The organism is Bacillus inaquosorum, assembly GCF_023238325.1.
Lineage (GTDB): Bacteria > Bacillota > Bacilli > Bacillales > Bacillaceae > Bacillus > Bacillus inaquosorum.
This window is the reverse complement of the sequence record NZ_CP096592.1, coordinates 2,458,942-2,477,066: the sequence shown is the minus strand read 5'-3', so window position 1 is coordinate 2,477,066 and position 18,125 is coordinate 2,458,942. Positions and strand designations below refer to the sequence as shown.

Annotated in this window: 19 protein-coding genes; 15 read left to right on the top strand and 4 right to left on the bottom strand. The window is 45.3% G+C overall.

Going from position 1 to position 18,125, the window contains the following annotated elements; translation table 11 throughout:
* Window positions 1–7 precede the first annotated feature (7 nt).
* The 6 genes from bcd to bfmBB are packed head-to-tail and all read left to right on the top strand — an operon-like array spanning window position 8 to window position 6,961.
* Window positions 8–1,102, top strand: a complete 1,095-nt coding sequence (gene bcd / locus M1M80_RS12335; RefSeq protein WP_003236852.1) for a branched-chain amino acid dehydrogenase — start codon at window positions 8–10, stop codon at window positions 1,100–1,102.
* 18 nt (window positions 1,103–1,120) lie between these two features.
* Window positions 1,121–2,212: a butyrate kinase gene (buk, locus tag M1M80_RS12330; RefSeq protein ID WP_003236850.1), complete on the top strand. Its 1,092-nt coding sequence runs from the start codon at window positions 1,121–1,123 to the stop codon at window positions 2,210–2,212.
* Between the two features lie 20 nt (window positions 2,213–2,232).
* Window positions 2,233–3,657: a dihydrolipoyl dehydrogenase gene (gene lpdA / locus M1M80_RS12325; RefSeq protein WP_060398983.1), complete on the top strand. Its 1,425-nt coding sequence runs from the start codon at window positions 2,233–2,235 to the stop codon at window positions 3,655–3,657.
* 21 nt (window positions 3,658–3,678) lie between these two features.
* Window positions 3,679–4,671, top strand: a complete 993-nt coding sequence (gene bfmBAA / locus M1M80_RS12320) for a 3-methyl-2-oxobutanoate dehydrogenase subunit alpha (RefSeq protein WP_019258847.1) — start codon at window positions 3,679–3,681, stop codon at window positions 4,669–4,671.
* A gap of 13 nt (window positions 4,672–4,684) precedes the next feature.
* The gene (gene bfmBAB / locus M1M80_RS12315; protein ID WP_003236844.1) at window positions 4,685–5,668 is read left to right on the top strand and encodes a 3-methyl-2-oxobutanoate dehydrogenase subunit beta; all 984 of its coding nucleotides are present in this window, start codon (window positions 4,685–4,687) and stop codon (window positions 5,666–5,668) included.
* 21 nt (window positions 5,669–5,689) lie between these two features.
* Window positions 5,690–6,961 (top strand): branched-chain alpha-keto dehydrogenase complex dihydrolipoyllysine-residue (2-methylpropanoyl)transferase, encoded by a 1,272-nt coding sequence (bfmBB, locus tag M1M80_RS12310; RefSeq protein WP_060398982.1) that lies wholly within the window; start codon window positions 5,690–5,692, stop codon window positions 6,959–6,961.
* A gap of 61 nt (window positions 6,962–7,022) precedes the next feature.
* Here the strand turns inward: bfmBB and bmrR are convergent, their stop codons facing one another.
* The 3 genes from bmrR to M1M80_RS12295 form a co-directional block, all read right to left on the bottom strand.
* On the bottom strand, window positions 7,023–7,859 hold the full coding sequence (bmrR, locus tag M1M80_RS12305) for a multidrug efflux transcriptional regulator BmrR (RefSeq protein ID WP_060398981.1): 837 nt from the start codon (window positions 7,857–7,859) through the stop codon (window positions 7,023–7,025).
* A gap of 72 nt (window positions 7,860–7,931) precedes the next feature.
* Complete coding sequence (gene bmr, locus M1M80_RS12300) at window positions 7,932–9,101, bottom strand: multidrug efflux MFS transporter Bmr (protein ID WP_060398980.1); 1,170 nt, start codon at window positions 9,099–9,101, stop codon at window positions 7,932–7,934.
* A gap of 106 nt (window positions 9,102–9,207) precedes the next feature.
* Window positions 9,208–10,101: a YegS/Rv2252/BmrU family lipid kinase gene (locus M1M80_RS12295; RefSeq protein ID WP_003236833.1), complete on the bottom strand. Its 894-nt coding sequence runs from the start codon at window positions 10,099–10,101 to the stop codon at window positions 9,208–9,210.
* A gap of 160 nt (window positions 10,102–10,261) precedes the next feature.
* On the opposite strand from M1M80_RS12295, the gene brxB reads away from it, so the two are divergent.
* From brxB to M1M80_RS12265, 6 genes are all read left to right on the top strand, one after another.
* Entirely contained in the window at window positions 10,262–10,699 is a 438-nt protein-coding gene (gene brxB, locus M1M80_RS12290) for a bacilliredoxin BrxB (protein ID WP_003226477.1), read from the top strand.
* 268 nt (window positions 10,700–10,967) lie between these two features.
* Entirely contained in the window at window positions 10,968–11,735 is a 768-nt protein-coding gene (gene artP, locus M1M80_RS12285; RefSeq protein WP_003236831.1) for an arginine ABC transporter substrate-binding protein ArtP, read from the top strand.
* Between the two features lie 80 nt (window positions 11,736–11,815).
* The gene (gene artQ / locus M1M80_RS12280) at window positions 11,816–12,475 is read left to right on the top strand and encodes an arginine ABC transporter permease ArtQ (protein ID WP_003236829.1); all 660 of its coding nucleotides are present in this window, start codon (window positions 11,816–11,818) and stop codon (window positions 12,473–12,475) included.
* Window positions 12,468–13,190, top strand: a complete 723-nt coding sequence (gene artM / locus M1M80_RS12275) for an arginine ABC transporter ATP-binding protein ArtM (RefSeq protein ID WP_003236827.1) — start codon at window positions 12,468–12,470, stop codon at window positions 13,188–13,190. Before artQ ends, artM begins: the two co-directional genes overlap by 8 nt.
* Window positions 13,191–13,262: 72 nt before the next feature.
* On the top strand, window positions 13,263–14,231 hold the full coding sequence (locus tag M1M80_RS12270; RefSeq protein ID WP_060398979.1) for an aromatic acid exporter family protein: 969 nt from the start codon (window positions 13,263–13,265) through the stop codon (window positions 14,229–14,231).
* Between the two features lie 51 nt (window positions 14,232–14,282).
* Window positions 14,283–14,816, top strand: a complete 534-nt coding sequence (locus M1M80_RS12265) for a L,D-transpeptidase (RefSeq protein WP_003236823.1) — start codon at window positions 14,283–14,285, stop codon at window positions 14,814–14,816.
* Window positions 14,817–14,836: 20 nt separating this feature from the next.
* Here M1M80_RS12265 and prli42 read toward each other — a convergent pair whose 3' ends face one another.
* Window positions 14,837–14,929, bottom strand: coding sequence for a stressosome-associated protein Prli42 (gene prli42 / locus M1M80_RS12260; protein WP_019258837.1), 93 nt, complete (start codon window positions 14,927–14,929; stop codon window positions 14,837–14,839).
* Window positions 14,930–15,018: 89 nt separating this feature from the next.
* On the opposite strand from prli42, the gene mce reads away from it, so the two are divergent.
* The 3 genes from mce to M1M80_RS12245 are packed head-to-tail and all read left to right on the top strand — an operon-like array spanning window position 15,019 to window position 18,090.
* The gene (gene mce, locus M1M80_RS12255) at window positions 15,019–15,441 is read left to right on the top strand and encodes a methylmalonyl-CoA epimerase (protein WP_003236820.1); all 423 of its coding nucleotides are present in this window, start codon (window positions 15,019–15,021) and stop codon (window positions 15,439–15,441) included.
* Window positions 15,434–16,957 (top strand): acyl-CoA carboxylase subunit beta, encoded by a 1,524-nt coding sequence (locus tag M1M80_RS12250; protein ID WP_080429110.1) that lies wholly within the window; start codon window positions 15,434–15,436, stop codon window positions 16,955–16,957. Before mce ends, M1M80_RS12250 begins: the two co-directional genes overlap by 8 nt.
* 17 nt (window positions 16,958–16,974) lie before the next feature.
* Complete coding sequence (locus tag M1M80_RS12245) at window positions 16,975–18,090, top strand: tripeptidase T (protein WP_003236816.1); 1,116 nt, start codon at window positions 16,975–16,977, stop codon at window positions 18,088–18,090.
* Window positions 18,091–18,125: the final 35 nt, after the last annotated feature.

The window sequence follows — 18,125 nt, the reverse complement described above, 5'->3', positions numbered from 1 at the left end:
AACGAACATGGAACTTTTTAAATATATGGAGAAATACGATTACGAACAATTGGTGTTCTGCCAAGATGAACAATCAGGCTTAAAAGCGATTATCGCGATTCATGATACAACGCTCGGTCCGGCGCTTGGCGGAACGAGAATGTGGACATATGAGAATGAAGAAGCGGCGATTGAAGACGCGCTCAGACTGGCAAGAGGCATGACCTATAAAAACGCGGCAGCAGGCTTAAACCTTGGCGGCGGAAAAACAGTGATTATCGGCGATCCGCGAAAAGACAAAAATGAAGAAATGTTCCGCGCGTTTGGCCGTTATATTCAAGGACTGAACGGCAGATACATTACAGCTGAAGATGTGGGCACAACAGTTGAGGATATGGACATCATTCATGATGAAACGGACTATGTCACAGGGATTTCTCCTGCTTTTGGCTCTTCTGGAAACCCATCTCCAGTTACAGCGTACGGGGTGTACAGAGGAATGAAAGCAGCCGCTAAAGCTGCTTTCGGAACTGACTCTCTTGAAGGGAAAACGATCGCTGTGCAGGGTGTAGGGAACGTAGCCTACAACCTATGCCGCCACCTGCATGAGGAAGGGGCAAACTTAATCGTTACGGATATCAACAAACAATCAGTACAGCGCGCAGTTGAAGATTTTGGCGCCCGTGCGGTTGATCCGGAAGAGATTTATTCACAAGACTGCGATATTTATGCGCCGTGTGCCCTTGGTGCGACAATCAACGACGACACTATTAAACAGCTGAAGGCGAAAGTCATCGCGGGTGCAGCGAACAACCAATTAAAAGAAACACGTCATGGCGATCAAATTCATGAAATGGGCATCGTTTACGCGCCGGATTATGTCATTAACGCTGGCGGCGTCATCAACGTTGCAGATGAGCTTTACGGCTATAATGCGGAACGCGCATTGAAGAAAGTTGAAGGCATTTACGGCAATATTGAGCGTGTACTTGAAATTTCTCAGCGTGACGGCATTCCGACGTATTTAGCGGCTGACCGCTTGGCAGAGGAACGGATTGAACGCATGCGCCGCTCAAGAAGCCAGTTTTTGCAAAACGGCCACAGTGTATTAAGCAGACGTTAAGAAATTGATCTGGAGGTTATGAAAGTGCTACATGATGAAAAACGCATTCTCACAATTAATCCAGGCTCAACTTCAACGAAAATCGGTGTTTTTCATAACGAACGAAGCATTTTTGAAAAAACATTGAGACACAACATAGAAGAGCTGCAGCGATTTGACCATATTATTGATCAGTATGAATTTCGCAAACACCATATTCTCGAAACGCTTCATGAACAGGGAATCAATATCTCAAAGTTTGATGCAGTCTGCGCCAGAGGCGGCCTTCTCCGGCCGATTGAAGGCGGAACTTACGAAGTGAACGATGACATGATTAAGGACTTGAAAAGCGGCTACGCCGGCCAGCATGCTTCTAATTTAGGCGGCATTATCGCGCGTGAAATCGCTGACGGCCTGAATATTCCTTCATATATCGTCGACCCTGTTGTCGTAGACGAAATGTCAGTGCTCGCAAAAATTTCAGGCATGCCTGAGATTGAACGGAAAAGCATTTTTCATGCGTTAAACCAAAAAGCTGTCGCCCGTAAGGCGGCAGCCTCTCTTGGCAAACGATATGAGAACATGAAAATGATTATTACCCATATGGGCGGCGGTATTACAATTGGCGTCCATGACCACGGGCGAGTGGTCGATGTCAATAACGGTCTTCACGGAGAGGGGCCATTCAGTCCTGAACGTGCAGGAACAGTGCCTGCGGGAGATCTTGTGGATTTATGTTTTTCAGGACAGTATACAAAAGAAGAAATCATGAAAAAACTGGTGGGCACCGGCGGGCTTTTCGGCTATCTCGGTACGAATGACGCAGTAAAAGTGGAACAGATGATTCAGGGTGGCGATGAAAAAGCCCGCTTCATTTTTGATGCCATGGCGTATCAGGTAGCAAAGGAAATCGGAGCAGCCAGCGCGGCATTAAAAGGCGAAGTTGAAGCGATTGTGCTGACGGGAGGCCTTGCGTACGGCAAAAGCTTTGTTTCCAGTATCAGATCATACATAGATTGGATTTCAGATGTTTTAGTCTATCCGGGAGAAAATGAACTGCAGTCTCTGGCCCAAGGGGCGCTCAGGGTATTGCTGGGCGAAGAGCAATCCAAACAATATCGTATTGAATAGACAGACAGGAGTGAGTCACCATGGCAACTGAGTATGACGTAGTCATTTTGGGCGGCGGTACCGGCGGTTATGTTGCGGCGATCAGAGCCGCTCAGCTCGGCTTAAAAACAGCCGTTGTTGAAAAGGAAAAGCTCGGGGGAACATGTCTCCATAAAGGCTGTATCCCGAGTAAAGCGCTGCTTAGAAGTGCAGAGGTATATCGGACTGCTCGTGAAGCCGACCAATTCGGAGTGGAAACGGAAGGCGTGTCCCTCAACTTTGAAAAAGTGCAGCAGCGTAAGCAAGCTGTTGTTGATAAGCTTGCAGCAGGTGTGAATCATTTAATGAAAAAAGGAAAAATCGACGTGTATAACGGATATGGCCGTATCCTCGGACCGTCAATCTTCTCTCCGATGCCGGGAACGATTTCTGTTGAGCGGGGAAATGGCGAAGAAAATGACATGCTGATCCCGAAACAAGTCATCATTGCAACAGGATCAAGACCGAGAATGCTTCCGGGCCTTGAAGCGGACGGCAAGCATGTATTGACTTCAGATGAGGCTCTCCAAATGGAAGAGCTGCCAAAATCGATCATCATCGTCGGCGGAGGCGTTATCGGTATCGAATGGGCATCTATGCTTCATGATTTTGGCGTGAAGGTAACGGTTATTGAATACGCGGACCGCATATTGCCGACTGAAGATCAAGACATTTCAAAAGAAATGGAAAGTCTTCTTAAGAAAAAAGGCATTCAGTTCGTTACAGGCACAAAAGTGCTGCCTGACACAATGGCAAAAACATCAGACAACATCAGCATACAAGCGGAAAAAGACGGAGAAACCGTTACCTACTCTGCTGAAAAAATGCTCGTTTCCATCGGCAGACAGGCAAATATCGAAGGCATCGGCATAGAAAACACCGATATTGTCACTGAAAATGGCGTCATTTCAGTCAATGAAAACTGCCAAACGAAGGAATCTCATATTTATGCAATAGGAGACGTGATCGGGGGCCTCCAGTTAGCCCATGTTGCATCACATGAAGGGATCATTGCCGTTGAGCATTTTGCAGGTCTCAATCCGCATCCGCTTGATCCAACGCTTGTACCGAAGTGCATCTACTCTAGCCCGGAAGCTGCCAGTGTCGGCTTAACTGAAGAAGGGGCAAAGGCGAAGGGGCATAATGTCAAGATCGGCAAGTTCCCGTTTATGGCAATTGGAAAAGCGCTTGTATACGGTGAAAGCGACGGATTTGTAAAAATCGTGGCGGATCGTGATACGGATGATATTCTCGGCGTGCATATGATCGGCCCGCATGTCACCGACATGATTTCAGAAGCTGGTCTTGCCAAAGTGCTGGATGCGACGCCGTGGGAGGTCGGACAAACGATTCACCCGCATCCGACGCTTTCTGAAGCGATTGGAGAAGCAGCGCTTGCCGCAGACGGCAAAGCCATTCATTTTTAAAAGCATAAAGGAGGGGCTTGAATGAGTACAAACCGACATCAAGCACTAGGGCTGACTGATCAGGAAGCCGTTGATATGTATAGAACCATGCTGTTAGCAAGAAAAATCGATGAAAGAATGTGGCTGTTAAACCGCTCTGGCAAAATTCCATTCGTGATCTCTTGTCAAGGGCAGGAAGCTGCACAGGTAGGAGCGGCTTTCGCTCTTGACCGTGAAATGGATTATGTACTGCCGTACTACAGAGACATGGGTGTCGTGCTGGCGTTTGGCATGACAGCAAAGGACTTAATGATGTCCGGGTTTGCCAAAGCAGCAGATCCGAACTCAGGAGGCCGCCAGATGCCGGGGCATTTTGGACAAAAGAAAAACCGCATCGTGACGGGATCATCTCCAGTGACAACGCAAGTGCCGCACGCAGTCGGCATTGCGCTGGCGGGACGTATGGAGAAAAAGGATATCGCAGCCTTTGTTACATTTGGTGAAGGCTCTTCAAACCAAGGTGATTTCCATGAAGGGGCAAACTTTGCCGCTGTCCATAAGCTGCCGGTTATTTTCATGTGTGAAAACAATAAATACGCAATCTCAGTGCCTTACGATAAGCAAGTTGCATGTGAGAACATTTCCGACCGTGCCGTAGGCTATGGGATGCCTGGCGTAACTGTGAATGGAAATGATCCGCTGGAAGTTTATCAAGCGGTCAAAGAAGCACGCGAACGGGCGCGAAGAGGAGAAGGCCCGACATTAATTGAAACCATTTCTTACCGCCTTACACCGCATTCCAGTGATGACGATGACAGCAGCTATAGAGGCCGTGAAGAAGTAGAGGAAGCGAAAAAAAGTGACCCCCTGCTTACTTACCAAGCTTACTTAAAGGAAACAGGCCTGCTGTCCGATGAGACAGAACAAACCATGCTGGATGAAATCATGGCAATCATCAACGAAGCGACGGATGAAGCGGAGAACGCCCCTTATGCAGCTCCTGAGTCAGCGCTTGATTATGTGTATGCGAAGTAGGGAGGAAGAACAAATGTCAGTAATGTCATATATTGATTCGATCAATTTGGCGATGAAAGAAGAAATGGAACGAGATCCTCGCGTTTTCGTTCTTGGGGAAGATGTAGGAAAAAAAGGCGGTGTATTTAAAGCCACAGCCGGCCTATACGAACAATTCGGGGAAGAGCGTGTTATGGATACGCCGCTTGCTGAATCAGCGATCGCCGGAGTCGGTATCGGAGCGGCTATGTACGGCATGAGACCGATTGCCGAAATGCAGTTTGCTGATTTTATTATGCCAGCGGTCAACCAAATCATTTCTGAAGCGGCTAAAATCCGCTACCGCAGCAACAATGACTGGAGCTGTCCGATTGTTGTCAGAGCGCCATACGGCGGAGGCGTACACGGGGCCCTTTATCATTCTCAATCAGTCGAAGCGATTTTCGCCAATCAGCCCGGATTGAAAATTGTCATGCCTTCAACGCCATATGACGCGAAAGGACTCTTAAAAGCCGCAGTTCGCGATGAAGATCCGGTGCTGTTTTTTGAGCACAAGCGCGCGTACCGCCTGATAAAAGGAGAGGTTCCGGCAGATGATTATGTCCTGCCAATCGGCAAGGCTGATGTAAAACGGGAAGGCGACGACATCACGGTAATCACATATGGCCTGTGTGTCCACTTCGCGTTACAGGCTGCAGAACGTCTCGAAAAAGATGGCATCTCAGTACATGTGGTGGATTTAAGAACGGTTTACCCGCTTGATAAAGAAGCAATCATCGAAGCCGCATCCAAAACTGGAAAGGTCCTTTTGGTCACAGAAGATACAAAAGAAGGCAGCATCATGAGTGAGGTAGCTGCGATTATATCCGAGCATTGTCTCTTCGACTTAGACGCGCCGATCAAACGGCTTGCAGGTCCTGATATTCCGGCTATGCCTTATGCGCCGACAATGGAAAAATACTTTATGGTCAACCCTGATAAAGTGGAAGCGGCGATGAGAGAATTAGCGGAGTTTTAAAGACGTAAGGAGGATACAATCATGGCAATTGAACAAATGACGATGCCGCAGCTTGGAGAAAGCGTGACAGAGGGGACGATCAGCAAATGGCTTGTCTCCCCCGGTGATAAAGTGAACAAATACGATCCGATAGCGGAAGTGATGACAGATAAAGTAAATGCAGAGGTTCCGTCTTCTTTTACCGGGACGATAACAGAGCTTGTGGGTGAAGAAGGCCAGACCCTGCAAGTCGGAGAAGTGATTTGCAAAATCGAAACAGAAGGCGCGAATCCGGCTGAACAAAAACAAGAGCAGCCAGTGGCATCAGAAGCTGCTGAGACGCCTGCTGCAGAAAGTGCCGAAGCAGCCAGTCAGCCAAATAAAAAGCGCTACTCGCCAGCTGTACTCCGTTTAGCCGGAGAGCACGGCATTGATCTTGATCAAGTGACAGGAACTGGTGCCGGCGGCCGCATTACGCGAAAAGATATTCAGCGTATCATTGAGACAGGCGGCGTGCAAGAACGGCCTGAGAAGCCGAAAACAGCAGCTCCTGCACCTGAGTCTGCACCAAAACCAGAGCCGAAGGAAGAGATTTCATATCCTGCGTCTGCAGCCGGAGATAAAGAAATCCCTGTCACAGGCGTAAGAAAAGCAATTGCTTCCAATATGAAACGAAGCAAAACAGAAATTCCGCATGCTTGGACGATGATGGAAGTCGACGTCACAAATATGGTGGCATACCGCAACAGTATAAAAGATTCATTCAAGAAGACAGAAGGGTTTAATTTAACGTTCTTCGCCTTTTTCGTCAAAGCGGTCGCTCAGGCGTTAAAAGAATTCCCGCAAATGAATAGTATGTGGGCGGGCGACAAGATTATTCAGAAAAAGGATATCAATATTTCAATAGCGGTTGCGACAGAGGATTCTTTATTTGTTCCGGTGATTAAAAACGCTGATGAAAAAACAATTAAAGGCATTGCGAGAGAAATTACTGACCTTGCCAAAAAAGTAAGAGACGGAAAACTTTCAGCAGACGACATGCAGGGAGGAACGTTTACCGTCAACAATACAGGTTCGTTCGGATCTGTACAGTCAATGGGCATTATCAACTACCCTCAGGCTGCGATTCTTCAAGTGGAATCCATCGTCAAACGCCCGGTTGTCATGGATCATGGCATGATTGCTGTCAGAGACATGGTCAATCTGTGCCTGTCCTTGGATCACAGAGTGCTTGACGGCCTTGTGTGCGGGCGATTCCTGGGACGAGTGAAACAAATTTTAGAATCGATTGACGAAAAAGCATCTGTTTACTAAATAAGCAAAAAGAGCATTTTTTGACACATAACTTCAAAAAATGCTCTTTTTCTATGCAACATTATTCAGCGATTCGAATTTTCATTTCGACCCGGTATTCTTCTTGTTTTTTCGGTGAGTAATGAATCGGTATGATTAACTCGTAAACATCACTGACAACTGTTAATTGGCGGTCTGTGATATACTTGATAAGCTTCTGTAAGTTGAGAAAATAATGCTCAGGTGAAAAGTTATATGCGATACAAACATATCTGCCTTTAGGGATCGTTGTGATTTCCATATCTGGCGTAATGGCAGAAATTTGTTTATTCGTCAATACAGGCGTAAAGATATGACGGTAAGTCATTTCATCAATGCTGGTGTACGGCTGAAACGAGAAAGTAGCGCCGTAGCTATTGTTCGTAAATCCATCTGCTGATTCGATAAATTTTTTTAATTTGCTGTAGGAGGCATTGAGCACGTTTTCAGGCCCGATTCCCTCTGCCTCTGTCTGAATGATGCGGGTTTCTTCTTCATCTAAAACAAACACCTCGCCGAGCGCGGGATATTCCATCTGCCGTTTCATCCGCTTTTTCACCAACGAAATGGTTTGCTCCAATGCTGATAAAAAGTCTAATTTCTCCCTGATTTGCTTCTCCTGCTCTGTATAAAAAGCAAACAGTTCTTCCATCTCTAAGTCCTGTGCCTTTTTCATCTCTTCTAAAGGTGTGCCGATATATTTCAATGATTTGATCAAATCCAGATGAATGAGCTGGGAATCTGTATAATAGCGGTAGCTTGTATCCGGATCGACATAGGCGGGTTTAAATAAATCAATTTTATCGTAATAACGGAGCGCTTTAATCGACACGTTTGCCAGTTTTGAAACTTCTCCAATTGAGTAATACGACTCCTTCATGCCATCACTCCTTCTATGATCAGTATAATAAAGAAGCGCATTCTTTGCAGTACACAAAGAATACGCTTTTTATCACGTGCTGGCATTAAGATGTGCAGGCGCTTTCCAAGCAATGGTCAGCGCAATGCCTATGGCTAAAGCTACCGTTGCAAAGTAGAATGGATAGTTTACATCGATATCGAACAGCATTCCGCCGATAATAGGCCCGAAAACATTGCCGATACTTGTAAACATTGAATTCATACCGCCGGCAAACCCCTGTTCATTTCCCGCAATCTTTGACAGATAAGTCGTTACCGCCGGCCGCATGAGATCAAATCCGACAAATACGGTGACTGTAACCAGCAGAATTGAAACATAAGAATTCACGATTGTCATCAAGAATACAAGACTCGTCGAGAGAATTAAGCTATACCGAATTAAGTGGATTTCGCCAAACCACCTTGTAAAGCGGTCGAATAAGACGACTTGCGTAATGGCGCCAACAATCGCTCCTCCTGTAATCATGACGGCAATGTCGCTGGCTGTAAATCCGTATTTATGGTCAACGAATAACGCAAATAACGATTCAAATGACGCTAAACCAAAAGATGAAATCAAGATAATGAGAAAAGCAATGAAATACATAGGGGCAAAAATCCGTTTGAAGCCTGTCTTCTGCCCTTTTATGTCCTGATTTTCAGGGTTTCGTTCCGGCTCGCGCAGCGTGAGCATTGATAAAATGGCTGCTAACAATGCAAAGGCTGCCGCAAAGAAAAATGGCAGGCGGGAATAGATTTCCGCTAAAAATCCTCCGATGCCTGGGCCGATAATAAAGCCTGTAGAAATAGCAGCTGACATATAACCGAGCGCTTTCGGACGTGTTTTAATGGTCGTGATATCTGCAATAAAAGCCGTGACCCCGGGCATAATGAAGGCTGCGCTGATTCCGCCAAGCATACGGGATATAAATAAAATCTCAACTGTTTTTCCGATGCCGAATAAAAACTCCGAAACACTAAAGAACAACAGACCGATCACGATCATGATTTTACGTCCGAAGCGGTCAACCCATCGTCCGCCTATTGGCGATACAATAAGCTGTGTAACAGCAAAGCAGGCAACCATATAGCCGACCGCGGTACCCGATAAATGCAATTCATTCATAATGGTAGGCGTTACCGGAATCACAAGCCCGATTCCTAAAAAAGCAATAAATAAATTTGTTAATAATATCATTAAAGTGATATTTTGTTTCTCCATGTGACTTCCCCTTTTTCGAAAGTGTATCTCTTATACTGTAAGCCCTCCTCTTAGGGGAGAGTCAACGGATTTGCAAAATCTTTCTAACAGTGTTCGATCCTTATCGTTATTCATTGGACGGGACAAGCATATCAATGTGCTGCGGCAGCACTTGAATCACCGCAGGCGTATGAGTATAGACTTCTCCATCTGTATCAGCTTTTTTGACAGTGTCTGTTTCAATTTCGATACGGGAGGCCTGAATATAGGACAGCTCTCCGGTAAAACGATCAATTGTGCCCTGTTCCATGCTCATCAGCTCCCGCAATGCGGAGAGGTTGGTGTTGCGGCAAATGAGGATATCGAGTAAGCCGTCTTCTATACTGGCATCCGGCAGGGGAATTCGGTTTGTACCAATATATTGTCCGTTCATGACAAGCAGCATAACGGCTTCTTCTTTAATTTCTTTTCCATCAATTTTTAAGGTCATCGGAAACGATCCGGCAGATGAGACGGTACGCAATGCACTTGTAAAATAGCTGATTTTTCCCAATAATGCTTTTTCCGTTTCGTTAATTTGATTCGATGTTTCTGTAATCAGGCCAATCCCCCAGAAATTTAAAAAATAACGATCGTTCATCTGACATACATCTACGCTTGTTTTTTTTCCTGACACAAGCGCTTCCGCCGCCTTTGCGAGATTTTGAGGGATGCCCAGCACTCTTGAAAAGTCATTGCACGTGCCGCCGGGCAAAATTCCGACCGCGGGCTTTCTTTCTAAAGCACTGATGCCGTTTATGCATTGGTGAACCGTGCCGTCGCCGCCGAGAATAAAGACGGTGTCTACAGAATCATCAATGGATTGGCAAAAATGATACGCATCATCCTTTTTCTTTGTTTGTCTAATGATCACCTCATCTAAAGATTGTGATAAAACCGGCACCACAGCCCCTAATGCTTTTTCTATATTTTTGTTGCCGGCATTTCCGTTATGAATCAGTAATGCTTTCCGGTGGCTCATACAAAACTGCTCCTTTATTTTACATCTGGTTATATAATCCCCTTTTTCTGTAAGCTGTAAACGGAGAGCAAAAAAAGTGTGCGGCCAAGCAATGTCATTTGCCGATATGGACGTTTCCTTGCTATCATAAGAACAGATGATGAAAAAGGAGAGGTCTTCATTGAACATGGACTTTAATTTATTTATGAATGACATTGTCCGCCAAGCGAGACAAGAAATTACAGCTGCCGGATATACCGAGCTGAAAACTGCTGAAGAGGTGGATGAGGCACTTACGAAAAAAGGAACGACGTTAGTCATGGTAAACTCTGTTTGCGGATGCGCCGGGGGAATTGCAAGACCGGCCGCATACCATTCCGTTCACTATGATAAAAGACCTGATCAGCTCGTTACCGTCTTTGCCGGACAGGATAAAGAAGCGACTGCGCGTGCTCGTGACTATTTTGAAGGATATCCGCCATCTTCTCCGTCCTTTGCGATTTTGAAAGATGGAAAAATCATGAAAATGGTGGAACGCCATGAAATTGAAGGCCATGAGCCGATGGCAGTTGTGGCAAAGCTGCAGGAAGCCTTTGAAGAATATTGTGAAGAAGTATAAGACGAACACCCCGGGTGCCTAAACGGCCCCGGTTTTTTTTATGCATAAAATTCCAAAGGGTTATGAATAAATATTAAAAGTTTATTCAATCCAGTTGTACAGTAAATCTATGTTTATCTAGTAATATCAAAAAGAAATCGCTGGAAAAATAAGCTTGAAGATAATTTTCAAAAATAGTATTGCATAAAAATAAGAAACTGTTTAAAATACAAATTAACGAATAAATATTCAAATACACTAAAAGTAATGAATATGGGGGAAATGGATCATGAAAAAATGGCTCTTATTACTTGTAGCTGCCTGCATCACTTTAGCACTATCCGCTTGCGGCTCAAGCAATTCAGGTTCTGAAGGCGGCAAGAAAAAGTTAATTATGGGCACTTCGGCGGATTACAAACCGTTTGAATATAAGGAAGGCGATAATATTGTCGGCTTTGATGTAGATTTGGCAAAAGCGCTTGCGAAGAAGACTGGCTACGAAATTGAAGTGCAGGATATGGACTTCAACAGTTTAATCACAGCGCTGAAATCAAAACAGGTGGATCTGGTTCTGTCCGGAATGACACCGACGCCTGATCGTAAAAAACAAGTTGATTTTTCCGATGTGTACTACACAGCGAACCATATGATTGTCAGCAAAAAAGACAGCGGCATTAAGTCTTTAAAAGATCTGAAAGGAAAAACAGTCGGCGTTCAGCTTGGCTCCATTCAGGAAGAGAAGGGGAAAGAGCTTTCTCCGGAATATGCTTTTAAAACAGAAGACCGCAACAGAATTTCTGATTTGGTGCAGGAAATCAAATCTGACCGCTTTGATGCCGCGATTATCGAAGACATGGTAGCAGAAGGGTATTTCAAATCAAATGACGACCTGCAAGGCTTCGTGATTCCTGATGCGAAAGCGGAGGAAGCCGGTTCAGCGATTGCTTTCAGAAAGGACAGTGAACTGACAGACAAATTCAATAAAGCCCTCAAGGAAATGGAAGATAACGGAGAGCTCGAGAAATTGAAGAAGAAATGGTTCACTGGCGAGAAGTAAAAAAAAGCGGCTCAACTTTTCGTTGAGCCTTTTTATTGAATAGGAAATCTTTTTTCCTGTAAGAAAAGGAGACAAAGACTATGAATTTGGATTTTTCAGCAACGATCCCCCAAATTCCTTTTATATTAGAAGGCTTAGCGATTACTTTGAAAATTGTCATCGTATCAGCCATTATCGGACTTATACTGGGTATTGTGCTAAGCTTATGCAAGATCAGCACGTTCCGCCCTCTGATCTGGATCGCTGATTTTTATACATCAGTGTTCCGCGGTACGCCTTTAGTGCTGCAGCTTATGATTGTCTATTTCGGGCTTCCTCAGCTGCTCGGCTTTCAAATTGACCAGTTTTGGGCTGCGGTAGTCGCATTGTCATTGAATTCCGCCGCTTATGTATCGGAAATTATCAGAGCCGGAATCAACGCCATTGATAAAGGGCAAAAAGAGGCGGCTGTCGCACTGGGTGTCCCGTACGGCAAAATGATGAAGGATCTGCTGTTGCCGCAGGCCTTCAAAAATATATCACCTGCAATTGTGAATGAATTAATCACGTTAACAAAAGAATCGGCGATCGTCACCGTCATCGGGCTTGGTGATGTCATGAGACGCGCTTATCAAGCTGGCGCCGCCACTTACAATTACCTTGAGCCGCTCATTATCGCCGGATTGATTTATTATGTGCTTGTCCTGATTTTAACGTTTATCGGCAAGGCTGTAGAAAGGAAGCTGAAATCCAATGATTAAGGTTGAAAAGCTGTCAAAATCATTTGGGAAACACGAAGTATTAAAAAACATTTCAACAACAATCGCTGAAGGTGAGGTTGTTGCCGTCATCGGCCCTTCAGGCTCAGGTAAATCAACGTTCCTTCGCTGTTTAAACCTGTTGGAAAAACCTAACGGCGGAACCATAACAATCAAAGACAACGAGATCACGAAGCCGAAAACCAACACATTAAAGGTGCGGGAAAACATCGGGATGGTTTTTCAGCATTTTCACCTTTTTCCGCACAAAACGGTTCTCGAAAATATCATGTACGCGCCTGTTAATGTCAAAAAAGAATCAAAACAGGCTGCACAGGAAAAAGCTGAAGAGCTGCTTCGCAAAGTCGGTTTGTTTGAAAAGAAAAATGACTATCCAAACCGCTTGTCTGGCGGGCAAAAACAGCGTGTCGCCATCGCCCGGGCACTTGCGATGAATCCGGAAATCATGCTGTTTGACGAACCGACCTCTGCACTTGATCCGGAGATGGTTAAGGAAGTGCTTCAGGTTATGAAAGAGCTGGTCGAAACCGGCATGACTATGGTGATCGTCACACATGAAATGGGCTTCGCAAAAGAAGTGGCAGACCGAGTGCTGTTTATGGACCAAGGAATGATTGTCGAGGACGGCAATCCGAAAGAATTTTTTCTTTCGCCAAAATCCAAAAGAGCGCAGGACTTTTTAGAGAAAATATTATAGAATATAGAAAAAAAGAAGAAGGCTAAAGCTTCTTCTTTTTTATTGAAGAAACAAATAGAAATGGAGTCCGACATGTTTAAAATTGGTTACCGCACAATAAAGACCGCGCTTGGAACAGCTTTGGCTATTTATATAAGCCAGCTATTGCATTTGCAAAACTTCGCATCAGCAGGAATCATCACCATTTTGTGCATTCAAATCACACAAAAACGGTCGCTTCAGGCGTCGTGGGCCCGCTTTGCCGCATGCTGTCTGGCAATTCTTTTTTCTTATCTCTTTTTCGAGCTGATTGGCTATCATCCGTTTGTTATCGGAGCGCTTCTCTTGATATTCATTCCGATAACGGTCCTGTTAAAAATTAACGAGGGGATCGTTACCAGTTCCGTTATTATCCTTCATTTATACATGTCCGGCGGCATTACGCTTGCTTTCATTTGGAATGAAGTTCAGTTAATTACGGTTGGTATCGGTGTCGCTCTTTTGATGAACTTGTATATGCCGAGCCTTGACCGGAAGCTGATTGCCTATCGCAAAAAGATAGAGGATAACTTTGCTGTCATTTTTGCAGAAATAGAGCGGTATTTGTTAACTGGTGAGCAAGATTGGACTGGAAAGGAAATTCCGGAAACACACCAGCTCATCACGGAGGCGAAAAACCTGGCGTACCGAGATGTGCAAAACCACATTCTGCGCTACGAAAATCTGCATTATCATTATTTTAAAATGAGAGAAAAGCAATTTGAAATTATTGAACGCCTTCTCCCTAAAGTGACTTCCATCTCCATTACAGTAGATCAGGGAAAAATGATCGCTGAATTTATTCATGATTTGCGGGAAGCGATACACCCGGGAAATACGGCGTACAAATTTCTGAAAAGACTTGCTGACATGAGAAAAGAATTTGAGGAGATGCCGCTTCCGGCGACAAGAGAGGAATTTGAAGCACGAGCCGCCCTCTTCCATCTTCTCGGCGAAATGGAACAATATTTAGTGATCAAAAGCTATTTTAAAGGAATAAAAGCGCAAAAATCACTCGGCTGATTCGCATGAGCTCTTCCTTCATTGGTCAACCTAATGAAAAAGGAGGAGATTATGCGTTTTTTCTTATGTTCAATTTTTATGATGATGATTTCACCGATTTGGCCGCTTGGCGAAAACCCGCTGCCGGGGGATCCTTATGTCATTGTCAACAAGAGAACAAACGAACTGGCTGTCATCTTGGACAACAAAGTAGAAGGGGTGTACAGCGTGGCGACCGGAAAAACAGACGATCTGACGCCTGAAGGGGAATTTTCGGTAACAGTTAAAGCGGCGAATCCTTACTACAGAAAGAAAAATATAGAAGGAGGATCTCCTGACAACCCTCTTGGGGCAAGATGGATCGGATTTGACGCGAAAGGAACAGACGGGCGGATTTACGGAATTCATGGGACAAACCGGGAAGAATCAATAGGGAAATTTGTGTCTAACGGCTGTATACGTATGCATAACGATGAGGTCGTTCATCTGTTTCGAACGATTCCGGTGGGTACGAGAGTGCTGATTACGGACGACTCCCGCTCTTTTGAAGAGATTGCTATCGAGCATAAAGCTCTGATAAAAAAGCAGGATGTTCCTAATCAATAAGGTTGCCTGCTTTTTTATCGTTAGAAAAACATGACGATTCCTGAGAGTACAGTTGAAAGAATAAAAACTCCCAAAATCACGATTAAAACGCTTTTCATCAGTTTTTGAGACATGATTTCACTCCTTAGACAATCTGTCTATATTTTAGCGTGTTTTGAAAGGGCGGACAAGCGATATCTATTGACGGAAGGCAGGGATGAAAATGAACAGGCTTGACCATATTGGGATAGCTGTTTTTTCGATAGAAGAAGCGAGAAGCTTTTATGAAGATATATTGGGGCTTGCGTTTCTTCATCAAGAAACGGTTGAAGAGCAAAAGGTGAATGTTGCTTTTTTTCAAGCGGGAAGCGTCAAGCTGGAGCTGATAGAACCGTTGACACCTGACAGCCCCGTCCGTTTGTTTTTGGAGAAGAAAGGGCAGGGGCTGCATCATGTTGCGTTTTTGTGCACCGGCTTATCTGAACAGCTGCAAGCATTGTCTGACCGGCAAGTTCAATTGATTGACAAGTATCCAAGACAGGGAGCTAATGGGAAAAAGATCGCATTTCTTTCTCCGCGGGAAACAAATGGCATTCTTGTAGAGCTATGCGAGCCGAAAGGAGTCCAAACCGTTGAACATGAATGAGCATATTGATCATTTATACACGAGACGCAGGCAGGCAGAACAAGGCGGAGGACATGAAAAGCTGGCTCAGCAGCGGCAAAAGGGAAAGCTCACCGCTCGGGAAAGGATCACGTTTCTTCTTGATCAGGATAGCTTTATCGAGTTGAATCCCTTCATGGAAAGTCAAGTGTTAACAAGAGAACAGCGTATGTTAGGGGATGGAGTCGTGACAGGGTACGGCACAATTGATGGCCGCTCTGTATATGTATTTGCGCAAGACTTCACAGTGTTCGGCGGGGCGCTTGGCGAAACCCACGCCAAAAAAATCTGCGCACTGATGGATCTGGCTGCGAAAAATAAGGCGCCGATTATCGGGCTGAATGACTCAGGTGGTGCGAGAATTCAAGAGGGTGTGGTATCATTAGATGGATACGGTCACATATTTTACCGAAACGTCTTATACTCCGGAGTCATTCCGCAAATATCGGTTATTTTAGGGCCGTGCGCTGGAGGCGCTGTATATTCTCCGGCACTCACAGATTTTATATTTATGGCTGAACAGACCGGCCGGATGTTTATTACCGGGCCGAAGGTAATTGAAAAAGTGACAGGAGAACAGGTTGATGCGGAGAGCTTAGGCGGAGCGGGAATACATAATGCCGTCAGCGGAAACGCCCACTTTTCCGGACATACGGAGAAGGAGGTTCTGACAGGAGTGAAAAAACTGCTGTCTTATTTGCCGCTGAATGGCCAGACAGCAGCGCCGCTACCCAAGAAAGAGGCCTCCAGACCATTATTAAACCGTCTCGTGCCCGCCGACACGACAAAGCCGTATGATGTGCGGACGGTAATTAAGGAGTTGGCTGATCCGCAGTCTTTTTTTGAAATTCAGCCGTTTTTTGCGAAAAACATTGTTATCGGGTTTGCAAGGCTGGGTGAAAAAACGATCGGCATCGTTGCGAGCCAGCCGAAACATCTGGCGGGAAGCCTGACGATTGACGCTGCAGATAAAGCAGCGAGGTTTATCCGTTTTTGCGACGCCTTTGATATACCGCTGTTAACTGTCGAGGATGTTCCGGGGTTTCTGCCCGGTGTTCAGCAGGAGCATAACGGAATTATCAGGCACGGAGCAAAATTATTGTTTGCCTATGCAGAAGCGACCGTCCCAAAAGTCACGCTCATTATCAGAAAAGCGTATGGCGGCGCCTATGTCGCTATGAACAGCAAAGCAATCGGAGCGGACCTTGTGTTTGCATGGCCGAATGCTGAAATCGCAGTGATGGGTTCAGAAGGTGCGGCATCGATTTTGTATGAAAAAGAAATAAAAGCTTCAGCCGACCCGCAAAAGACAAAACGCGAAAAAACTGCTGAATACAAAAAGCAAAACGCCGGGCCATATAAAGCAGCGGCCTGCGGAATGGTCGATGACATCATTTTGCCGGAAGAATCAAGGAAAAGACTGATTCAAGCTTTTCACATGCTTGCACATAAGACAGAAGAGAGACCGAAAAAAAAGCACGGTAACATACCGCTTTAACATGGAGGGACTTACACATGGTGAATGAAAAACGCCTGCTGGAAGAATTTTTAGAGCTTGTCCAAATTGACTCAGAAACAAAACACGAAGCAGAAATCTGCAAAGTGCTGAAACAAAAATTTTCTGATTTAGGTGTGGACGTTAAAGAAGACGATACAATGGATATCACTGGCCACGGAGCGGGAAACCTGATCTGCACATTAAAAGGGACAAAACAAGCAGATACGATCTATTTTACATCTCATATGGACACAGTTGTACCCGGAAACGGCGTAAAACCGGTTGTTGAGGAAGGCTATGTCAAAACAGACGGCACTACGATTTTAGGTGCTGATGATAAAGCAGGGCTGGCTGCTATGTTTGAAGCGATTAAAGTGCTGAAAGAAGAAAACATTGAGCACGGCACGATTGAATTCATCATCACTGTAGGTGAGGAATCAGGCCTGATCGGAGCGAAGGCGCTTGACCGTTCTATGATCACGGCATCCTACGGCTATGCCCTTGACTCAGACGGAAAAGTCGGAAATATCATTGTGGCCGCGCCGACACAAGCGAAGGTAAGAGCGGCAATATACGGGAAAACCGCACACGCCGGGGTTGAACCTGAAAAAGGCATTTCAGCGATTACAATCGCTAGCAAAGCCATTTCAAAAATGCCATTGGGCCGTATTGATGAAGAAACAACAGCAAATATCGGCCGGTTTGAAGGCGGCACACAAACAAACATTGTATGCGACGAAGTCCATATTCTTGCTGAAGCACGCTCTTTAGTTCCTGAGAAAATGGAAGCTCAGGTTCAAAAAATGAAAGCTGCATTTGAAGAGGCTGCTGCTGATATGGGCGGACGCGCAGAAGTCGAAATTGAAGTGATGTATCCGGGCTTCAAATATCAAGACGGCGACCAAGTAGTTGAAATCGCGAAAAAAGCGGCTGCTAAAATCGGACGGCCAAGCGAGCTGCAAACAAGCGGCGGCGGAAGCGACGCGAACGTTATTGCAGGTCATGGCATTCCGACGGTCAACCTTGCTGTCGGTTACGAGCAAATTCATACAAAGAATGAAAAAATGCCGATCGAAGAACTCGTTAAAACGGCAGAAATGGTTGTTGCCATTATTGAAGAGGCAGCGAAATAAAAAAGGAAAACCCGAGTGCGCTTGCCCGCATCGGG

Coding starts and splice junctions, on each gene's coding strand:
- bcd (WP_003236852.1), top strand. CDS start 8: ATGGAACTTTTTAAATATATGGAGAAATACGATTACGAACAATTGGTG.
- buk (WP_003236850.1), top strand. CDS start 1,121: ATGAAAGTGCTACATGATGAAAAACGCATTCTCACAATTAATCCAGGC.
- lpdA (WP_060398983.1), top strand. CDS start 2,233: ATGGCAACTGAGTATGACGTAGTCATTTTGGGCGGCGGTACCGGCGGT.
- bfmBAA (WP_019258847.1), top strand. CDS start 3,679: ATGAGTACAAACCGACATCAAGCACTAGGGCTGACTGATCAGGAAGCC.
- bfmBAB (WP_003236844.1), top strand. CDS start 4,685: ATGTCAGTAATGTCATATATTGATTCGATCAATTTGGCGATGAAAGAA.
- bfmBB (WP_060398982.1), top strand. CDS start 5,690: ATGGCAATTGAACAAATGACGATGCCGCAGCTTGGAGAAAGCGTGACA.
- bmrR (WP_060398981.1), bottom strand. CDS start 7,859: ATGAAGGAGTCGTATTACTCAATTGGAGAAGTTTCAAAACTGGCAAAC.
- bmr (WP_060398980.1), bottom strand. CDS start 9,101: ATGGAGAAACAAAATATCACTTTAATGATATTATTAACAAATTTATTT.
- M1M80_RS12295 (WP_003236833.1), bottom strand. CDS start 10,101: ATGAGCCACCGGAAAGCATTACTGATTCATAACGGAAATGCCGGCAAC.
- artP (WP_003236831.1), top strand. CDS start 10,968: ATGAAAAAATGGCTCTTATTACTTGTAGCTGCCTGCATCACTTTAGCA.
- artQ (WP_003236829.1), top strand. CDS start 11,816: ATGAATTTGGATTTTTCAGCAACGATCCCCCAAATTCCTTTTATATTA.
- artM (WP_003236827.1), top strand. CDS start 12,468: ATGATTAAGGTTGAAAAGCTGTCAAAATCATTTGGGAAACACGAAGTA.
- M1M80_RS12270 (WP_060398979.1), top strand. CDS start 13,263: ATGTTTAAAATTGGTTACCGCACAATAAAGACCGCGCTTGGAACAGCT.
- M1M80_RS12265 (WP_003236823.1), top strand. CDS start 14,283: ATGCGTTTTTTCTTATGTTCAATTTTTATGATGATGATTTCACCGATT.
- prli42 (WP_019258837.1), bottom strand. CDS start 14,929: ATGTCTCAAAAACTGATGAAAAGCGTTTTAATCGTGATTTTGGGAGTT.
- mce (WP_003236820.1), top strand. CDS start 15,019: ATGAACAGGCTTGACCATATTGGGATAGCTGTTTTTTCGATAGAAGAA.
- M1M80_RS12250 (WP_080429110.1), top strand. CDS start 15,434: ATGAATGAGCATATTGATCATTTATACACGAGACGCAGGCAGGCAGAA.
- M1M80_RS12245 (WP_003236816.1), top strand. CDS start 16,975: ATGGTGAATGAAAAACGCCTGCTGGAAGAATTTTTAGAGCTTGTCCAA.